This is a genomic window from Paractinoplanes atraurantiacus (assembly GCF_900215205.1).
Taxonomy (GTDB): Bacteria; Actinomycetota; Actinomycetes; order Mycobacteriales; family Micromonosporaceae; genus Actinoplanes; species Actinoplanes atraurantiacus.
On record NZ_OBDY01000029.1, the window covers coordinates 1 to 18391 of the forward strand.

Here is an 18391-nt window from a genome sequence, read left to right on the forward strand (position 1 = left end):
CCTGCTCTGTCTCTATCAAGCCCTCGCCGACCTGGTCACCGACGCCGCCCGACACCACCGCGTCGACCCCGACCGGATCAGCTTCCTGCGCGCCCGCAACACCGCCCGCCGCTCCGTGTCCCGGATAACGGCGGATTTTCCCCCCTCACCACCTGCAACAAGCCCGTGAACACGCCTGGCACGAACTCGGCCGCCGCGTCCACGACCGACCCGGCAGATCAAGCCCCCGCGCCACCAAGCGCTACAGCCGCCGCTACCCCTCCCGCGGCGACCGACCCCCAGCCCGCCACGTCGAACACACCATCACCCTCCACCGGGTGAAACCCCTACCAGCCCAAACACCTTAAAGAAGCGCCATTGGGCTCAAACGGCGTCACGCGTTGAAGTTGTGCCGGTTGCATGGCTGCTCGCGGAGGTGCGGGGAGCTGGGCTTGCATGATCCGTTCGAGCGGATACCGCCGCTGATCTGGGACGACGACATCGAGTGGGTGCGGCGCCCAGCTCCGGGCCGCCCCGTCGATCAGACGGTATCCGCTGGTCAGCCGGGCGACGTGCCGCCAGTCATTCCCGTCGGCCGCGCGGACGAGCCGGCCGCGAACGAAGCGGTACCGCGAGCCGAAACGCTGGCGCGCGTGAAGGCAACAGCGCAGCCCGAGACGACAGCGCAGCCCGAGACGACAACCCAGCCCGAGACGACAGCGCGGGCCGAGACGAAGGTGCGGGCCGAGGTGGCAGCCTCGGCGGAGATCACCACGCGGACCGGATCCGCTTTGCGATGTGGATATCCAGTCCCGCCGTCATTCTTGGCCATACGCGGCGGTCGCGCCACCCAGCATCGGAATCGCGAATGTGGAATCTCGCCGCCTTTTGCGATTCCACTATAAAGCTCGACGTAGGCGAATCCGGTAAACGCCTACCTAGTCAAATGCTTTCCGCGCGTGGTGCGTGGGCCGCGCGCTGGGCTTCACGCCCAGAGCGCGACCCACTCGATCTCGTCGCCGTCGCTGCCGACGTCCTCGCGGGTGGCGATGTTGACGCCCAGGCCGGGCACGTCCGTGCCGTCGGTGAACTCGACCGGGTCCTTCAGCTCGAGGCCCCTGGCCGTGAGCGCCGGCTCCAGGGCGCCGAACGTCGTGTCGTACAGCTCGATCCCCTCGAACTGCAGTGACCCGGCGATGAACAGGATCGAGGTGAGCAGCCCGCCGTCGTACCTCAGGAAGAGAGTCGTCTCCTCGTTGCTGAACTGGTCCTCGTAGGGCCGGTTCTCGTCCGGCGCCCCGAAGCGGCCGGCCAGTGCGGCCCGCAGCTCGTCGCGGCCCGTCCTGAGCAGCACCTCGACGTCACCCGACCGGAGCCCCCGGTGGGGCACCAGCTCCCAGCGCTCGGCCATCTGTCCTCCCCGAAAGAAGGCTCATGCTAGTCAGGTCAGGGTGTCGCCTGGAACACCAGGTTGAAGGGGGTCTCGGCGACGCGGCGGAACTGGGAGAAGCCGGCCCCGGTGGCCACCTCGCGCAGGCGGCGCTCGCCCGCCTGCGCCCCCAGGGCGGTCCCGACTTCCTGGGACAGTGAGTTGGGCGTACACAAGAAGGTCGAAGCTCCGTAGTAGACCGCGCCGACCGGGTTGAGGTTGTCGCGCACGGAGTCGCCCGCGAACGGCTCGACGATGAGCAGGGAACCGCCGTGCGCGAGCCGTGAGCGCAGATGGGTGAGGACGCCGGCCGGGTCGCCCATGTCGTGCAGGCAGTCGAACAGGCAGATCAGGTCGTAGCTGCCCTCCAGGTCCTTGGCCGGGCCCGTTTCGAAGCGGGTCCGGTTGGCCACGCCCGCCTCGGCCGCCCGCTGCCGGGCCGTTTCGACGGAGCCCGCGTGATAGTCGGTGCCGACGAACGTCGATCGCGGATAGGCGGCGGCCATGATGATCGTCGAGGCGCCGAGCCCGCAGCCGATGTCGGCCACCCGGCCGCCGGCCTTCAGCGTGGCCTCGACGCCGTCCATGGCCGGGATCCACGAGCCGGCCAGATAGGCGTTGTAGCCGGGGCGGAAGAACCGCTCGCAGCCCTCGAACAGGTCCTCATGATGCTCGTGCCAGCCGACACCCTCGCCGCTGCGGAAAGCGCCGGCGAGCCGGTCGGTGGAGCGGACCGCGGCCAGCATCAGCTCGAAGCCGCCGATCACGCAGGCCGGGCTGTTCTCGTCGGTCAGCGCCACGGCCTGCTCGGCCGGAAGCACGAAGCGGTCGTCGCCGGACAGCTCGACGTAGCCGGCCGCCGCCTGGGCCGACAGCCACTCGCGGATGTAACGCTCGGCGGTTCCCGTACGGGCGGCCAGTTCCGCCGCCGTCACCGGTTTCCCGTCGGCCATGGCCTTGTAGAGGCCCAGCTTGTCGCCGATCACGGCGAGCGACCCGTTCAGCATCGCGCCGAAGTCGCCGACCGCCTTGAAGACGAAGTCCATCAGTCGCTGCTCGTTCAATGTCGTAGTCGTCATGCCGGGCAAGCTATTCGGGCCGATTTCCGTTTCGTGTCCGCTTCCCGTCCGCACGGGTGGCGCCGGGCGCGCACAATCACCGGCATGCCCGGCGAGCTGCGCATCCGGCTGTTCGGCGGCTTCCACGCGGAGGCCGGCGGTGAGCCTGTCGTCCAGTGGCACCGCAGCGCCGCGCTGTCTCTGGTCAAGCTCCTGGCGGTCACGCCCGGCCATCGGCTCCACCGCGAACGGGCGGTCGACGTGCTGTGGCCCTCGGTGCCGTCGCGTCTCAACAAGGCGCTGCATTTCGCCCGCCGGGCGCTGGGCGGCGACCATCTGCTCCTGCGCGGCGACATGCTCAGCCTGCACGGCTCGCCGCTCTGGGTCGACGTCGACGCCTTCGAGGAGGCGGCCCGGCAGGGCGACATTCAAAAAGCGCTTGGGTTGTACGCCGGTGAGCTGCTGCCCGAGAACAGGTTCGACGCCTGGGCGTCCACCCGCCGCGATCAGATGCGCGACGTCGTGGCCCCGCTCCTGCTGTCCTGGGCCGACGGTCTGCGGGCCCGCGGCGACCGGCGCGGCGCGGTGGCGGCGCTGGAGCAGCTCGTCGACATCGATCCGCTGCGCGAGGAGGCGTACGAGCGGCTCCTCGCCCTGGAGGAGCGGCATCGCGCGCTGCGCTGGTACGCGCGGATCGAGTCGCTGCTGCGCGAGGAGCTCGGCGTCGGCCCGGGCGACGCGTTGCGGCGCGCCCACCGCGCGCTGCTCACCGGGCCGGCACCGGCCGTGCTCGCCGAGGCCGAGGAGCGCAAGCTGGTCACCGTGCTCGACGCCGACCTGCGGGGTGAGGCCGACGACGACCCCGAGCGCGCCCGCCGGGACGCGGCGGCGTCGACCGGCCTGCTCGGTGAGATCGCCGAGCGGTGGGGCGGCACGGTCCGGCCCCGGGTCGGCGGCGGGATCCTCGCCGTCTTCGGCTATCCGGCGGCGCGCGAGGACCACGCCTCGCGGGCGCTGTGGGCCGGCTTCGAGATGTTGCAGCGTTCGGCCGCGCCGCTGAGGATCGGCGCCGCCACCGGCGAGGTCGCGGTGGTGGAAGGGGCCCTCGACGACATCGGCGGCGCCGTCCTCGACGGGGCGGCACGGCTGCGGGAGGCCGCTGCCCCGCGCACGCTGCACGCCACCGGGCGCACCCGGCGGGCCGCCCAGCGTGGCTCCTTCCGTTTCGGCGGCAGCCGCCTGCTGGCGGCGTCGTGGGCGGCCGAGCAGCCGCCCACCGGCGAGCCGCCGATGGTCGGCCGGGCCGCCGAGCTGCGCGCGGTTCTCGGGCTGATCGACGAGGCGGTGACCAGCCGGCGCCCGCGCCTGATCACGGTGGCCGGCGCCGCCGGCATCGGCAAGAGCCGCCTGGTCCGCGAGGTCGTGCTGGAGGCTGTGGCGACCCGGCCCGGCATGCGGGTGCTGCGCGGGCGGTGCCTCGCCGCCGGTGACGGCATCACGTACTGGCCGCTCGGCGAGATCCTGCGCGACGCCTGCGGCATACCGCTCAGCACGCCCGGCCCGGTGGCCGCCGAGAGGCTCCGCGCCGCGGTACGGCAATGGGATCCGTCGACCGTTCACGCCCTGGCCGCCGGGGCCGCCATCCGCCTGCCCGGCAACCCGCTCGACGCCGCCGATCCGCGAACTGTCGCCGACGAGCTCGGCCGCGCCTGGCCGCGGTTCGTCAGCGCGCTCGCCACCCGCGGGCCGCTCCTGCTGGTCATCGAGGACCTGCACTGGGCCGGGGCGCCGATGCTGGCCATGCTGACCCGGCTGCTCACACGCTCGGCCGGACCGGTCGTCCTGCTCACCACCGCGAGACCGGAGTCGCTCGAACGTGAGTCCGGCGCCTCCGTCGTGTCGCTCAACGCGCTCACCGACGAGGCCGCCCACGAGCTCGTCACCCGCCTGCCGCACGATCCGGCGCGCCGCGACGAGATCCTCGCCCGCGCCGAGGGGAACCCGTACTTCCTCGGGCAGCTCGCCGCCCACGTGGCCGAGGGCGGCTCCGGCGCGGCCCTGCCCGACACCCTGCACGCCCTGCTGTCGGCGCGGGTCGACGGGCTGCCGCCGGCCGAGAAGCGCCTCCTGCGGGCGGCCTCCGTCATCGGCCGGGTCTTCTGGACCGAGCCGCTGCGCGACCGCCACGACCCTGAGGCGCTGGCCTCCCTCGAGGCACGCGGCCTGGTGCTGGCCCGGACCGGTCCCGGGCGGGAGGAGTACGCCTTCAAGCACGCCCTCCTGCGCGACGTCGCCTACGCCGCCCTGCCCACCGCCCAGCGCGCCTCCGGGCACGCCGACGTGGCGGCCTGGCTCGAGGAGGTCTCCCGCGAACGGGTCGACGAGGTCATCGAGCTCGTCGCCTTCCACTACGCCGCGGCCGCCGACAATGCGAAGAACGACGATTGGGTACGGGCGAAAGCGTTCCGCTCCCTCATCGCCGCCGGCGTCGGGGCGCGGCGCCGGTACGCCGTGGCCAAGGCGCTCGAGTTGCACCGGCGGGCGCTGCGGTACGCGGCGGACCCGGCCGAGGCCCTGGAGGCGATCGGCGACGACCACGAGACCGCCTACGTCGGCGACGACGCCGTCTCGGCCTGGCGGGAGGCGATCGCGCTCACCCACGGCGACCGCCGGGCCGCGCTCTGCCTGAAGACCGCGCAGATGGTGGTGACCCGCTGGGGCGGCTTCCGCGTGCCCGCCGACCCGGCCCTGGGCGACCGCGTCATCGACGAGGGGCTGGCCGCGGTCAGCGATCCGTCGACGAAGGCGCGGCTGCTGTCGCTGCGCGCGCTGTGCGGCTCCCGGTGGTCGTGGACCGGCCGCCCCGATCCGCTGCCCGTCGCGCGCCGCCGCCAGGCCGCCGACGCGGCGTGCGCGCTGGCCGGCCGGCTCGGCTCCCCCGCGCTGCGCGGCGTGTCCCTGCTCGGCCTGGCCGCCGTCCACTTCCAGGAGGGTCTCTACTCCGACGCCGTCCTGGACGTGCTGGAACAGGTCGAGAACGACGGCAGCGATCGGGACCGCGCCCTGGCCCACCTCATCGCCTGTCTGCTCATCACCGACGTCCGCGGCGACCACGTGACCGCCCTGGAGCACGCGCTCCTCGCGTACGACGGCGCCCGCGACCTGTCCCCGCACGACCGCCTGCACGGCACCGCCGTGGTGATGACCTGCCTCGAACATCTGGGCCGCTGGGACGAGATCGACCCCTACCTCGAGCAGCATCTGGCCTTGCGCCAGGGTCCCGAGGCCGAGATGAGCTGCCCGTACATCCGCTCGGGCCCGCTGGTGGCCGCCCTGTCGCTGGCCCGCCGCGGCGAGCCGGAACAAGCCCGGACGGTGGCCGCCACCGTCACCACCGACCTGGCCCAGCCCGGCAACCCCGAGGCGGCCCGGGCCCGCCTGCTGATCGAGCTCGGCGATCCGGAAGCCGCCCGCGACCTGGCGCTCCAGCTCGTCGCCCGGCAGCGCCGCCCCGGCCCCGAGGAGATTCCGCACGAGGCCCTGGCTCTGGTCGAGTCGTACGAGGCGCTGGCCGACCATCAGGCGCTGCGCGAGTTCCTTCCCACCGCCCGGTCGGCCGCCGGCTACTTCGCTTCGATCACCCCGCACTGCGACCGCGCCGAGGCGCGAGCCTTGGCCGCCGCCGGCGACCACGCCACCGCGGCCACCCTGCTGACCCGGGCCGCCGCCGTCTTCGACCGCATGTCCCTGCCGCTCCAGGCCGGCCGCACCCGCGCCGCGGCAAACTCCGTGGCGCGGCCGGACGGGCCGTCCGTAGGCTCGCCACCGTGCGACTGACGACCGAACGCCTGCTGTTGCGGCCCCTGAGCCCCGGCGACGAGGCCGACGTGCTGGCCTACCGGGGCCGGCCCGACGTCTCCCGCTACCTGGAGAGCGAGCCCATGGCGCCGGAGGAGGTGAAGCCGTTCATCGCCGAGCGGATGAACGCCACGCGCATCGAGAAGCAGGGCGACCGCATCCTGCTCGGTGTCGAGGTCGACGGTCACGTCATCGGCGACGTACGGCTGCGCGCGGGCCGCCTCGAGGATCAGCAGGGCGAGCTCGGCTGGGTCTTCCACCCCGGCCATCAGGGCAAGGGTTACGCCACCGAGGCCGCCCGCGCGCTGGTCCGCCTCGGCTTCGGCGAGCTGGGCCTGCACCGCATCTGGGCCCAGCTCGACCCGCGCAACGAGGCCTCGGCCCGCGTCTGCCGCCGCCTCGGCATGCGCCAGGAGGCACACCTGGTCGAGGAGTCCCGCTTCAAGGGCGAGTGGGGCGACCTGGCCATCTACGCCCTGCTCGACCGCGAGTGGCAGGCCGGCGTCGACGACGGACGATGGCGGTGAAGTCGGTGGCGTCCCGCTCCCACCACTGGGCGGCGGCTTCGTCGGGTGGACCAGACGGCCTGTTCCTCGGCGGTCATGGTGGCGGCGAGGTTCTCGCGGGGCGGATGAAGAAAGTGAATCCACCTCGGCCATGGGCGGAACCTATCAGCGTGGAAAACGCGTTGATCGGGGCGCGCCCCGGGCCGAGTGTGGACACATGGATTTCGTGAGGGGCCGGGTGCTGAGGCCCGGCGACGAGGGCTTCGACACCGTTCACCGGCCGTGGAACCTGGTCGGGCAGGACGTGACCGCGGTCGTGGAGGCGGCCGACATCGACGATGTGGCCGCGCTCGTGCGCCATGCGAACGAGAACGGGCTTCAGATCGCCACGCAGGCCGGTGGGCACGGCGCCTCGGGCAACGCCGGCGGGGCGGTCCTGCTGCGGCTCGACCGTCTGAACGAGGTACGGATCGATCCGGTCGCCGCGACGGCGAGGGCGGGCGCGGGGGTTCGCTGGGGAGCGGTGCAGGAGGCGGCGGCCGCGCACGGGCTGACCGGTCTCGCCGGCAGCTCGCCGATCGTGAGCGCCACCGGCTACACGCTCGGCGGCGGGCTGAGCTGGTTCGGCCGGGCGTTCGGCTGGGCCGCCGACAGCGTCACCGCGTTCGAGGTGGTCACCGCGGACGGTGAGCGTTCGCGCGTGACCGACGGTGACCTGTTCTGGGCGTTGCGCGGCGGGGGCGGCGACTACGCGATCGTCACGGCGATCGAGTTCGGGCTGCATCCGGCGCCGGAGCTCTACGGCGGCCGGATGATCTGGCCACTGTCGAAGGCACGGCAGATCTTCTTGACGTACGCCGAAATCACCGCCGCCGCGCCGGAAGCCCTGACGCTCTGGCTCGGGGTGCTGAACTTCCCCGGCATGGACCCGCTCGTCACGGTCGACGTGACGTATCTGGGGCCGGCCGCTTCCGCCGTGGAGTTGCTGCGGCCGTTCGAAAATCCGGTCAGTGACAGTCGCCGCGTCCTGACCCCGGCCGAGCTGGGACAGATCACCGCGGATCCGGTCGATCCGAGTGCCGCGGCCTCGCGCAGCCTGTTGCTGAACGGTTTGGACGACGTGGAGGAAGCGCTGCTCGGCCAGCCGCTCGAGCCGGTCTTCGGCGTGCAGCTGCGCCACCTGGGCGGTGCGCTGGCCGGTCCGTCGGCCACTCCGTTCGGCCCGCTGACCGAGCCGTACTACGTCTACGCGCTCGGCGCGCCCGGGAAGGCCACTTACGCCGGGCTCGACGAGCTCACCGCGCGGCTGGGCAAGTCGGTGAGCCACCGCAAGCCGTACTTCGCGTTGTCGCCGTCGGACACAGTCGCCGACGCCTTCGACCCGGGCACGCTCGACCGGCTGCGCGCGGTGAAGCGGCGTCACGACCCCCGCAACGTCCTGCGCGCCAACTATCCGGTCGTTTAGTTAGCCATGACAACGGGGGCGCCGGTCCGCCGGTCGTTTAGTTGGCCATGATCACCTGGGCGCCGGTCCGGCGGACGGCCTCCAGGCCGGCCGGATCGGCGCTCTTGTCGGTGACCAGGGTGATCGAGTCGTCGACCGGCCAGATCCGGGCCAGGCAGACCCTGCCCACCTTGGAGCCGTCGGCGACGACGATCACGCGGTCGGCCCGGCGGATCATGGCGGCGTCGGTGTTCGCCTCGATCTCGTCGTGTGTGGTGAGGCCGCCGCGGGCGCTGATGCCGTCGACACCCACGACGGCGATCTCGATGTTGAGGCCCTGGAGCGCCTGGTCGGCGATCGGGCCGACCAGCTCGTACGACTGGGTCCGCGAGACGCCACCCGTCATGATCAGCTTGAGGCGGGGCCGCAGGGCCAGCTCGGCGGCGATGTTCACCGCGTTCGTGATCACCGTGAGGTCGACCCGCGAGGCGAGGATGCGGGCGAGCTGATAGGTGGTGGTGCCGCCGGTCAGCCCGAGGGTCAGCGGGCCGCCGGGAAGCATGCGGGAGGCCCTCTCCGCGATCACCCTCTTCTCGTCGCGCTGCTGTCCGGCCCGGTAGCGCACCGGCAACTCGTAGGCCACGTCCACGGCGACGGCGCCGCCGTGGGTGCGCGACAGCAGCCGCTGATCCTCGAGGGTCTGCAGGTCGCGGCGTATCGTGGCGGCGGAGACACCGAACTCGTGGGCGAGGTCGCCGGCGTCGACCGAGCCGATGGCGGCCAGGCGCTCCAGGATCGTCGTGACCCGATCGGCACGGCGTAGCGAAGACAAGGGACGAACCTCCAGACTGAGCGAAACGCGCAGTCAACTTAGTTCGTTTCTAAGCGAATGGCCACCCTGCCTTGTGCGTCTGTGCGCGAAGGCCAACAATCCGCGCATGACGGTGATTGCTTTTCTCGGGGCCGGCAGCGTGGTCTTCACCCGCGAGCTGCTGGCCGACATCCTCTCCTTCGACGAGCTGCGCGGGGTCACGCTGGCCCTGCACGACATCGACCCGGAACGCCTCGAGACCGCCTCGCTCATCGCGCGGCGCACCGCCGATCAGCTCGGCGCCCAGCCGGTGATCACGGCGTCGCTCGACCGCCGGGAGGCCCTGCGCGACGCCGATTTCGTCATCAACGCCATTCAGGTCGGCATGTACGAGGCGACGGTCCGTGACTTCGAGATCCCGGCGAAGTACGGCCTCAGGCAGACCATCGCCGACACGCTGGGCATCGGTGGCATCTTCCGCGCGCTGCGCACCTTCCCCGTGCTCGAGGCGATCGCGGCCGACATGCGCGAGCTGTGCCCGCGGGCGTGGCTGCTGAACTACACGAACCCGATGGCGATGAACGTGTCCTATCTGGCCGCGATCGCGCCCGACCTGAAGGTGGCCGGCCTGTGCCACTCGGTCTTCTGGACGGTCCACGACCTGGCCGAGCTGCTGGAGGTGCCACTCGACGAGATCGACTACACCGGCGCCGGGGTCAACCACCAGGCCTGGCTGCTGCGCTTCGAGCATCGGGGCGAGTCGCTCTATCCACGGCTGGACGCGCGGCTGGAACGGGACGCTTCGCTGCGCCGGCGTGTGCGAATGGACATGTACCGGCGGCTCGGCTACTTCCCGACGGAGACGAGCGAGCATTCTTCCGAGTACGTCCCCTGGTACCTCCACCACGACGACGAGATCACCCGCCTGCGCGTCCCGGTCGGCGACTACCTGCGGATCAGCGCGGACAACGTGGCGGAGTATCACCGCACGCGCGACGACCTGCGGGCCGGCAAGCCGCTCGACCTGACCCGCGAGGCCACCGAATACGCGCCGCAGGTCATCCACAGCATCGTCACCGGCGAGCGCCGCCGCATCCACGCCAACGTCGCCAACCGCGGCCTGATCAGCAATCTGCCCGAGGGTTACGCGGTCGAGGTGCCCTGCGTGGTGGACCGTCTCGGCGTGCGTCCCGAGCGGGTGGGCGCCCTGCCGCCGCAGTGCGCGGCGCTCAACCGCGCCTTCGTCAGCGTCGGCGAGCTGACCGTTCGCGCGATGCTCGACGGCGATCCGCGCATGGTGCGCCAGGCCGCGATGCTCGACCCGAACACGGCCGCCACCCTCACCGTCGACCAGATCTGGTCCCTCTGCGACGAGCTGACCGCAGCCCACGGCGCCCTGATCCCCGCACCATTGCGCTGACCCGGGCATCGCACCGCCTCCTGAGCCGCGCCCACCGTCCGCCCTCCGCCCTCACCCTTCGCCCCTCGCCCTTCGCCCTTCGCCCTTCGCCCTTCGCCCTTCGCCCTTCGCCCTTCGCCCTTCGCCCTTCGCCCTTCGCCCTTCGCCCTTCGCCCTTCGCCGAAACGCTCATCATGCAATGCTCGTTTGGTGCGCGCATCTTGTTAAACGAACGTAAACGAGCATAATCAGCGAGCATGAATGACACGTCCGCCGAGATCTCCAGCCAGCCGGTGGTGTGGGAGAAAGCCGCTTCACTGGACGGGCACGAGCTCGCCGCACCGGGCGAGCGCATGCTCATCCTCGGCTGCGGCACCTCCTGGTTCGTCGCACAGAGCATCGCCGAGCTGCGCGAGAGCGCCGGACTCGGCGAGACCGACGCCGTCTGCGCCTCCGAATACGTTCCTCGCCGCCACTACGACCGCGTGGTGGCGGTGACCCGCTCGGGCACGTCGACCGAAGTGCTCGAAGCGCTCGGGAACGTACCCGCCGGCACGCGCCGGGTCGCGGTCACCGCGGTCCGGGGCGAGCCGGTCGACGACCTGACCGACGCCCAGCTGCTGCTCGATTTCGCCGACGAGCGCAGTGTCGTGCAGACCCGGTTCCCGACCAGTGTGCTCGCGCTCGCGCGCAGTGCGTACGGCATGGATCTGGAACCGGTCGTCACCGACGGCCGTGACGCCCTGGCCGCCGCCCTGCCCGCCGACCCGGCCGCGATCGATCACCTGGTCTTCCTCGGCACCGGGTGGACGGTCGGAATCGCTCACGAAGCCGCATTGAAAGTGCGCGAGGCCGCCCAGGCGTACTCGGAGTCCTATCCGGCCCGGGACTTCCGGCACGGACCGGTCGCCGTGGCCGGGCCGCGCAGCCTCGTCTGGTCGTTCGGCGACGTGCCGGCCGAGCTCGACGATGTCGCCCGTGCCGCGGGCGCCACCGCGTATCGCGACCAACGTGACCCGCTTGCCCAGCTGGTCCTCGCCCAGCGTTTCGCCCTCGCCCTGGCCGCCCACCGCGGCCTCGACCCTGACGCTCCTCGACTGCTCACTCGTTCCGTCGTGCTCACATGACCACGGAGGTGCCCCCGAGATGCGAACCCCCCGACTGCTCGCCGGCGGTGTGACGACCGCTTTGCTTCTTTCCGCCTGCATGGGCGGCACCCAGGACAACGGAAAGGACGCCGCCGCGGGTTATGACCCGCAGGCGACGGTCGAACTGACCTGGTGGACCGGTCAGACCGAGGACGCGGAAAAGGTCGCCGAATCGCTCGCGGCCGAGTACCACAAACTGCACCCGAACGTCACGATAAAGACCTCGCCGGGCGCGCCGACGACCGACGATCTGCTCACGAAACTGTCCGCCGGTTTCACCGGCGGCAGCTACCCCGACATCTCCTACGCGTACGGGAACTGGGCCGGCGACCTCGGCGCGAGCGGCAAGACACAGGACCTCACCTCGTACGTGGCCGACCCGTCCTTCAAATGGGAGGAGATGCCGGCCGCCGCCCGCACCGTGGCCACCGCCGACGGCAAAGTCATCGGCGTTCCGGCGCTCGTCGACAATTTGGCGCTGCTCTACAACAAGGCCATCTTCGACAAGGCCGGCGTCGCCTATCCCACCGACGACTGGACGTGGGACGACTTCCGCGCGGCGGCGGCGAAGCTGACCGATCCGGCGACGAACACTTACGGCACCGCGTATTCGGTGTCGGGCAGCGAGGACACGACCTGGCATCTGTGGCCGCTGCTGTGGCAGAACGGCGGCCAGATCCTCGACGGGACCAAGCCCGCGTTCAATTCCGACGCCGGGGTGAAGGCGCTCGACACGCTGCGCGCGATGGCGGTCGACGACAAGTCGATGTATCTCGATCAGACCGACGAGAAGTACCACCCTCTTTTCAACAGCGGGCGCATCGGCATGATCATTTCCGGGCCGTGGGCCCTTCTGGAGATCAAAGAGGCGAAGCTTTCGTGCGGCGTAGCGAATATGCCCGGTGTGAACGGCGACCACCAGACCGTCTCCGGGCCCGACCTGTGGGTGCTTTTCAACCACGACGACGTCAACCGGGCCGGCGCCTCGCGCGATTTCATCAAATGGCTGACCAGCGCCGAGATCGACGCCAAATGGAACCTTGCGGTCGGCAACCTGCCCCTACGTACCTCGGAGAAGGACTCGCCCGAATTCGCGGCGTACGTGAAGGAGTACCCGGGCGGCCAGAAGTTCTTCGACAATCTGGCGAACGCCAAGCAGGCGCGCCCGACCGTGCCCGGCTACGAGGTGCTGTCGCGCAACGTCGGTGACGCGATCGCCTCGGTGCTGCAGGGCAAGTCGTCGGCCAAGGATGCTCTGGACGCCGCCGCCAAGAAGTCCGCCGACGCCGTGGAGAACTGATGGCGGTCACCTTTGCGGCCTCCTCGCGCGCGTTCGCCCAGCCGGCGCGCCGCCGCCGTTCCGCGCGGCGCAATCTGACCGGATGGGCTTTTGCCGGGCCGGCGACCGCGCTCGTGGCCGGCCTCTCCCTCTTCCCGGCGGTGTGGGCGTTCTTCATCTCCCGCGCCAAATGGAACGGCATCGCCCCGGCCACCCAGGTCGGCTGGGCAAACTATCAGAGACTGGCCACAGATCCGGACATGCTCGCGGCGGCCCGGCACACGCTGCTGCTCACGGCGCTTTTCGTGCCGGCCTCGATTTTCCTCGGCATTCTCCTGGCGGTCGCGCTCAACCAGAAGATCCGGCTGATCGGCTTCTACCGGACGTGCATCTTCGTCCCGTACGTGGCGTCGGCCGCCGCCACCGGAATCCTGGCCGGATTCGTCTTCAACCCGCAGTTCGGCGCGGCCAACGACGTCCTGCGCCACCTGGGAATCCCGGCCCAGCAGTTCCTGGAGAGCCCGTCGCAGGCCCTCTACGTCATCTGCCTGATCGCGCTCTGGGGCGAGGTCGGATTCACCACGGTCATCTATCTGGCGGCGCTGCAGGACATTCCCCGCGACCTCGTCGAGGCGGCCCGGATGGACGGCGCCGGCAAATGGCGGGTGTTCCGCCACATCACGCTGCCGGAACTGCGGCCGGTCACCGTCTTCACGGCGGTCTGGCAGACCATCACCGCGATGCAACTGTTCGACCTCATCTACACGACAACGCGCGGCGGCCCGCTCAACAGCACCCAGACGGTCGTCTATTACATCTACGAACTGGCCTTTCAAACCCAAAGACTGGGGTACGGGGCAGCCGCCGCATACCTGCTTTTCGCGGTGACGTTCCTGCTCACCCTGCTCGTCATCTGGTACGGCCGCCGGCGCGGGTCGGAGGTCTTCTGATGCGGTGGCGTCTTCCGTTCAGCCCGTGGCACCTGCTGCTCATGCCGCTCGCACTGCTTTTCGTCCTGCCGCTCGTGCAGATGGTGCTCACGTCGTTCATGTCCTCGGCGGAAATCAACCAGTTCCCGCCTCAGCTGCTGCCGACCAGCCTGCACCTGTCGGGCTATCGCGCCCTGCTCACCGAGACGCCGGCCCTGCGCTGGCTGTTCAACAGCGTGCTCGTTTCTGTCGTTTCCGTCATCGGGCACCTGATCCTCTGCTCGACAGCGGGCTACGGCTTCGCCCGCCTGAAGTTCGCCGGCCGAGGCGTGGCGTTCCTGGTCATCGTGGCCACGGTGATGATCCCGATCCAACTCCTGATGATCCCGACGTACCTGATGTTCGCCCGGATCGGCATCGTCGACACCTTGGCCGCGGCCTTCGTGCCGTGGCTGGCGTCGGCGTTCGGCATCTTCCTGATGCGCCAGTTCTTCCTGGCCCTGCCTGTAGAACTGGAAGAGGCCGCCCTGATCGACGGCTGCGGCACGTGGCGCACGTTCTGGAGCATCGTGCTGCCTTTGGCCCGCCCCGCCTTGGCCACGCTGGCCATCTTCACGCTGCTGTCGAGTTGGAACGACCTGCTGTGGCCGCTGGTGGCCATCTCCGACGACAACCGTTTCACCCTGCAGGTCGGCCTGGCCAACTTCCAGGGCATGCGCCGCACCGAGTGGTCCCAGCTGATGGCCGGCAACGTCCTGGCCACGGCCCCGCTGATCGTCGCTTTCCTGATAGCCCAGCGCAAATTCATAGCCACCATGACCTTCTCAGGCCTGAAGGGCTGACTCCCCAACGGCCCTGGCCCTCCCCGGCCAGGGCCGATCACCCGCGCCCAGCCGCCCGCCTTCGTGGCCGCCGAACACCAGGTTGCCTTGAGTCCGCCTTTGTGGCCGCCGAACACCCGGTTGCCTTGAGTCCGCGGGACAGCCGGCCGGCCTTTACGGCTGACAGTCAGACCAGGTCCTGGCGCGTCGCCTGGGCCGCGGTGCCGCCGGCGGCGCGCGTGCTCAGCGAGCCCGCCACGGCCGCCCAGCGCACAGCCTCGGCCATGACGCGCCCCTCGAGCCGCGCCGCGAGGAAGCCCGCGTTGAAGCTGTCCCCCGCCCCCGTCGCGTCGACCACCTCGACAGCCTTGCCCGGCACCGCACATTCCCCACCCGGCCACCAGGCCCGGGCACCCCGCGCCCCATCCTTCATCACGACGGTCGTCCCGCGCGCGACAAGCTCAGCCGCCGCCTCCCCCGCGTCAGCCGCAGCTTCGACCCCCGCCGATGTCGCGGCCCTCGCCAACGTCGCGGCCTCCACCGACGTCGCAGCTCCCGCCGATGCTGTGGCTCCCGCCGATGTCGCGGCCTCCACCGACGTCTCGGCCCCCGCCGATGCCGTGACTCCTCCCGATGCTGTGGCTCCCGCCGACGTCGTGGCTCCCGCCGACGTCGTGGCTCCCGCCGATGGTGCGGCTTTTCGCTGCCTTGCGGCGGTGGTCACGGCCAGCAGTTCGGCGGCGTTCGGCAGGAAGTAGTCGGTGTGTTCGAGGATGTCCTCGATCGACGCCCACTCGCCCGCCGGATCCCAGTTGGTGTCGAGTGATGTCGTTCGGCCGAGCGTTCGTGCACGTTCGAACACCCCCGCGAGTCCCTTCGCCAGCGCCGGCTGCAAATACAGCGACGCCACGTGCACGTGTCGGGCACAAGCGAGCAGTTCGCCGGTCACGTCCTCGGGCCGCAGCGCCGAGATCGTGCCGGGCAGCGTCAGCATCGCGCGATCGTCCGGCTCGGACAGGATGACGGTCAATCCGGTCGGCCTGCCGCCGGCTTCGGGCGACACCAGATGTACGCCGGCGAGCTGCTCACGCACCAGCGCACCGAACATGTCGTCGCCCACCGCCGCCAGCAGCGCCGTCCGCAGGCCGAGCTTGGCGCACCCCACCGCCGTGATCGCCGCCGACCCGCCCAGCACCAGCTCGGCCGCCGTGAGCAGCTGCTCCTCCTGCCCGAACCGCGGCCGCACATCCCCGCGCAACAGCAGGTCCGGGTTGGCGTCCCCCACGACCAGCACGTCGAACTCGGTCAACATCCGCGCTCCATCTTGTCCATATGAACATTTCAGAGCACCATACGCGCACGAACGACTATTGACACGTGCGCGTTCGATCAGTTGAATCGTCCTCAACGCCTAGCCGGTATCCAGCCCGGCAGTGAGTTCGCCAGGGCCCGCACGTCCTCTTCGCCCGAGGCGGGGCGCGTCTCGTGAGGGCGCCCATGATCGTCACCGTCACCCTGAATCCGGCTCTGGATCTGACGTACGGCATCGACGCTCTCGTCCCGCACGGCACCCACCGCGTGTCCACCGTCGCCGAACGCCCCGGCGGCAAGGGCCTCAACGTCGCCCGCGTCCTGCACGCGCTCGGCGAGCCCGTCTTGGCCACCGGCCTCCTGGGCGGCCACACCGGCACCCGGGTGGCGTCCCTTTTGGACACCGCGGGCGTGCCTACTTCTTTCCTGCCCGTCTCCGGCGAAACCCGCCGCACCGTAGCCGTCGTCGACGGCACCGACGCGACCGGCTTCTGGGAGCCGGGCCCCGTCATCCCACCCGGCGAGTGGTCCCGCTTCGGAGCCCACTTCCGCGACCTCCTGCCCCGCGCTTCCGTCGTGGCCCTGTGCGGCTCCTTGCCGCCCGGCCTTCCGGACGACGCCTACGCCAGCCTCATCCACCTCGCCACCGCCGCCGGCGTCCGCACCGTCCTGGACACCAGCGGCCCGCCCCTGCGTCACGGCCTCCGCGCCAGCCCCACCATCACGAAGCCGAACACCACCGAACTCGCCGAACTAGTCGCCTCCTCCGATGCATCCCCTTCTCTGATTCGCGGGTTGACGACCGGCGCTGTCGTCGTTTCCCGAGGGCCGGACGGGCTTCTGGCGGTCACGCCGGACGGCGTTCGCTCGTGCGCCCCGCCCGCCGCCTTGGAGGGCAACCCCACCGGCGCCGGCGATGCCTGTGTCGCCGCCCTGGCCCGCGGACTGCGCGACGGCACAAGATGGCCCGAACTGCTCGCCGACGCCGTCGCACTCTCCGCTGCCGCCGTCGCCTCCCCGGCCGCCGGCGAGATCGACCCTGAGGTCTACCACCGCACGCTGATGGCCCTCGGCGCTCATTCAGGTGCAACAACATGAGCGCACCAATCACGTCCGCGCAAAAGCGTCGGCCGCGATGACTGGCGGCCGCGAGGAGCAACAGGCGCGATGGGCGCGGTGGCCGAGGTGGGCGCGATGGGCGCGGTGGCCGAGGTGGCCGAGGTGGGCGCGGTGGGCGCAGTGAGCGGAGGGCGCGGCAGGCGGAGGGCGCGGTGAGCGGCACGAGCAGCAGGCGCGATGACCGGCGGGCGCGGTGAGCGGCGGGGGCCGCGAGCGCGGCGGGCAGAGGGCGCGGTGAGCGGCACGAGCAGCAAGCGCGGTGAGCGGCACGAGCAGCAAGCGCGATGACCGGCGGGCGCGGCGGGGGCCGCGGGCGCGACGGGCGGCGGGCGCGACGAGCAGTGGGTACGAGGACGATTTGTGAGGAGCTTTGACATGCTGACACCGACCGGTGAGCTGGTGGCCGCGGCGCGCGGGAATGGTGGTGCTGCCGGGGCGTTCAATGTGATCACGGTTGAGCATGCTGAGGCGATCGTGACCGGGGCCGAGGACGCGGGGCTCCCCGTGATCCTTCAGATCAGCGAGAACGCCGTTCGCTTTCATCATGGGCGGCTCGCTCCCATCGCCGCCGCCGCGCGGGCGGTGGCTGAGGCCGCCGCGGTGCCGGTGGGTTTGCATCTCGATCATGTCGAGGATTCGGCGCTTGTCGACGCTGCCCTCGTCAACGGGTTCGGGTCGGTGATGGTTGATGCCTCGAAGCTGCCGTACGAGCGGAACGTCGCTTTCACCGCCGCCGCGGTTCGGCGCTGTCACGCGGCCGGGCTCTGGGTGGAGAGCGAGCTCGGCGAGGTCGGCGGCAAGGACGGTGCGCACGCGCCGGGCGTACGGACGGATCCACTTCAAGCCGCCGCCTTCGTGGCCGCGACCGGTGTCGACGGGCTGGCCGTGGCCGTCGGCTCCTCGCATGCCATGACCAGCCGGACGGCCGCGCTCGACCACGAGCTGATCGCCCGGCTGCGGGTGGCCGCCGGCGTGCCGCTCGTGCTGCACGGCTCCTCGGGGGTGCCCGCCGCGGAGCTGGCCGCCGCCGTCCGCGCCGGCATGGCGAAGGTCAACATCGGGACGGCCCTCAACCTGGCCTTCACCGGCGCCGTCCGTACCACCCTCGGTGACCGGCCCGACCTGGTCGATCCCCGCCGCTATCTGGCCCCGGCCCGGACCGCCATGGCCGCCACGGTCGCCGAGTCGCTGCGCCTGCTGGCCGCCCCGGATTTTGAGCTGCTCAAAAACACCGTTAAAGCTCACACCTATTCAAGTCTGACCGATTTGTCAGATGAGCTGCCCGCAGCAGAGGGTTGAC

General features: G+C 71.0%; 15 protein-coding genes. 11 read left to right on the forward strand and 4 right to left on the reverse strand.

Annotated features, from left to right (window positions below):
• Positions 1 to 431 precede the first annotated feature (431 nt).
• Entirely contained in the window at positions 432 to 884 is a 453-nt protein-coding gene (locus CRP55_RS52500) for a hypothetical protein (RefSeq protein ID WP_143235289.1), read from the forward strand.
• 80 nt (positions 885 to 964) lie between these two features.
• On the opposite strand, the gene CRP55_RS40945 is transcribed toward CRP55_RS52500, so the two are convergent.
• Both CRP55_RS40945 and CRP55_RS40950 read right to left on the reverse strand, forming a co-directional pair.
• Positions 965 to 1390: a hypothetical protein gene (locus tag CRP55_RS40945; RefSeq protein ID WP_097327394.1), complete on the reverse strand. Its 426-nt coding sequence runs from the start codon at positions 1388 to 1390 to the stop codon at positions 965 to 967.
• A gap of 35 nt (positions 1391 to 1425) precedes the next feature.
• Positions 1426 to 2487: a class I SAM-dependent methyltransferase gene (locus CRP55_RS40950; protein ID WP_097327395.1), complete on the reverse strand. Its 1062-nt coding sequence runs from the start codon at positions 2485 to 2487 to the stop codon at positions 1426 to 1428.
• Between the two features lie 84 nt (positions 2488 to 2571).
• On the opposite strand from CRP55_RS40950, the gene CRP55_RS40955 reads away from it, so the two are divergent.
• The 3 genes from CRP55_RS40955 (at position 2572) to CRP55_RS40965 (ending at position 8295) form a co-directional block, all read left to right on the forward strand.
• On the forward strand, positions 2572 to 6303 hold the full coding sequence (locus CRP55_RS40955) for an ATP-binding protein (protein WP_097327396.1): 3732 nt from the start codon (positions 2572 to 2574) through the stop codon (positions 6301 to 6303).
• Entirely contained in the window at positions 6294 to 6851 is a 558-nt protein-coding gene (locus tag CRP55_RS40960) for a GNAT family N-acetyltransferase (protein WP_097327397.1), read from the forward strand. Before CRP55_RS40955 ends, CRP55_RS40960 begins: the two co-directional genes overlap by 10 nt.
• A 196-nt stretch (positions 6852 to 7047) precedes the next feature.
• A complete protein-coding gene (locus CRP55_RS40965) occupies positions 7048 to 8295 on the forward strand; it encodes an FAD-binding oxidoreductase (RefSeq protein WP_097327398.1) in 1248 nt (415 codons plus the stop codon).
• Positions 8296 to 8332: 37 nt separating this feature from the next.
• Here CRP55_RS40965 and CRP55_RS40970 read toward each other — a convergent pair whose 3' ends face one another.
• Positions 8333 to 9106, reverse strand: coding sequence for a DeoR/GlpR family DNA-binding transcription regulator (locus CRP55_RS40970; RefSeq protein ID WP_097327399.1), 774 nt, complete (start codon positions 9104 to 9106; stop codon positions 8333 to 8335).
• A 106-nt stretch (positions 9107 to 9212) separates the two neighbouring features.
• Between CRP55_RS40970 and CRP55_RS40975 the strand changes: the two genes are divergently transcribed.
• The 5 genes from CRP55_RS40975 (at position 9213) to CRP55_RS41000 (ending at position 14682) form a co-directional block, all read left to right on the forward strand.
• Positions 9213 to 10505 carry an alpha-glucosidase/alpha-galactosidase gene (locus tag CRP55_RS40975; RefSeq protein ID WP_097327400.1) on the forward strand — a complete coding sequence of 431 codons (1293 nt, stop codon included), beginning with the start codon at positions 9213 to 9215 and terminating at the stop codon, positions 10503 to 10505.
• A gap of 236 nt (positions 10506 to 10741) precedes the next feature.
• A complete protein-coding gene (locus CRP55_RS40985) occupies positions 10742 to 11611 on the forward strand; it encodes an SIS domain-containing protein (RefSeq protein WP_097327402.1) in 870 nt (289 codons plus the stop codon).
• Positions 11612 to 11630: 19 nt separating this feature from the next.
• Positions 11631 to 12932 (forward strand): ABC transporter substrate-binding protein, encoded by a 1302-nt coding sequence (locus CRP55_RS40990; protein WP_097327403.1) that lies wholly within the window; start codon positions 11631 to 11633, stop codon positions 12930 to 12932.
• Entirely contained in the window at positions 12932 to 13861 is a 930-nt protein-coding gene (locus CRP55_RS40995; RefSeq protein WP_097327404.1) for a carbohydrate ABC transporter permease, read from the forward strand. Before CRP55_RS40990 ends, CRP55_RS40995 begins: the two co-directional genes overlap by 1 nt.
• Positions 13861 to 14682, forward strand: coding sequence for a carbohydrate ABC transporter permease (locus CRP55_RS41000; RefSeq protein WP_097327405.1), 822 nt, complete (start codon positions 13861 to 13863; stop codon positions 14680 to 14682). The genes CRP55_RS40995 and CRP55_RS41000 overlap by 1 nt, the downstream gene beginning before the upstream one ends.
• A gap of 166 nt (positions 14683 to 14848) precedes the next feature.
• On the opposite strand, the gene CRP55_RS41005 is transcribed toward CRP55_RS41000, so the two are convergent.
• Positions 14849 to 15973: a carbohydrate kinase family protein gene (locus CRP55_RS41005; protein ID WP_097327406.1), complete on the reverse strand. Its 1125-nt coding sequence runs from the start codon at positions 15971 to 15973 to the stop codon at positions 14849 to 14851.
• A 185-nt stretch (positions 15974 to 16158) separates the two neighbouring features.
• Here CRP55_RS41005 and CRP55_RS41010 point away from each other — a divergent pair, with 185 nt between their 5' ends.
• Positions 16159 to 17070, forward strand: coding sequence for a 1-phosphofructokinase family hexose kinase (locus CRP55_RS41010; RefSeq protein ID WP_097327407.1), 912 nt, complete (start codon positions 16159 to 16161; stop codon positions 17068 to 17070).
• A gap of 396 nt (positions 17071 to 17466) precedes the next feature.
• Positions 17467 to 18390, forward strand: coding sequence for a class II fructose-bisphosphate aldolase (locus CRP55_RS41015; protein ID WP_097327408.1), 924 nt, complete (start codon positions 17467 to 17469; stop codon positions 18388 to 18390).
• Position 18391 lies beyond the last annotated feature (1 nt).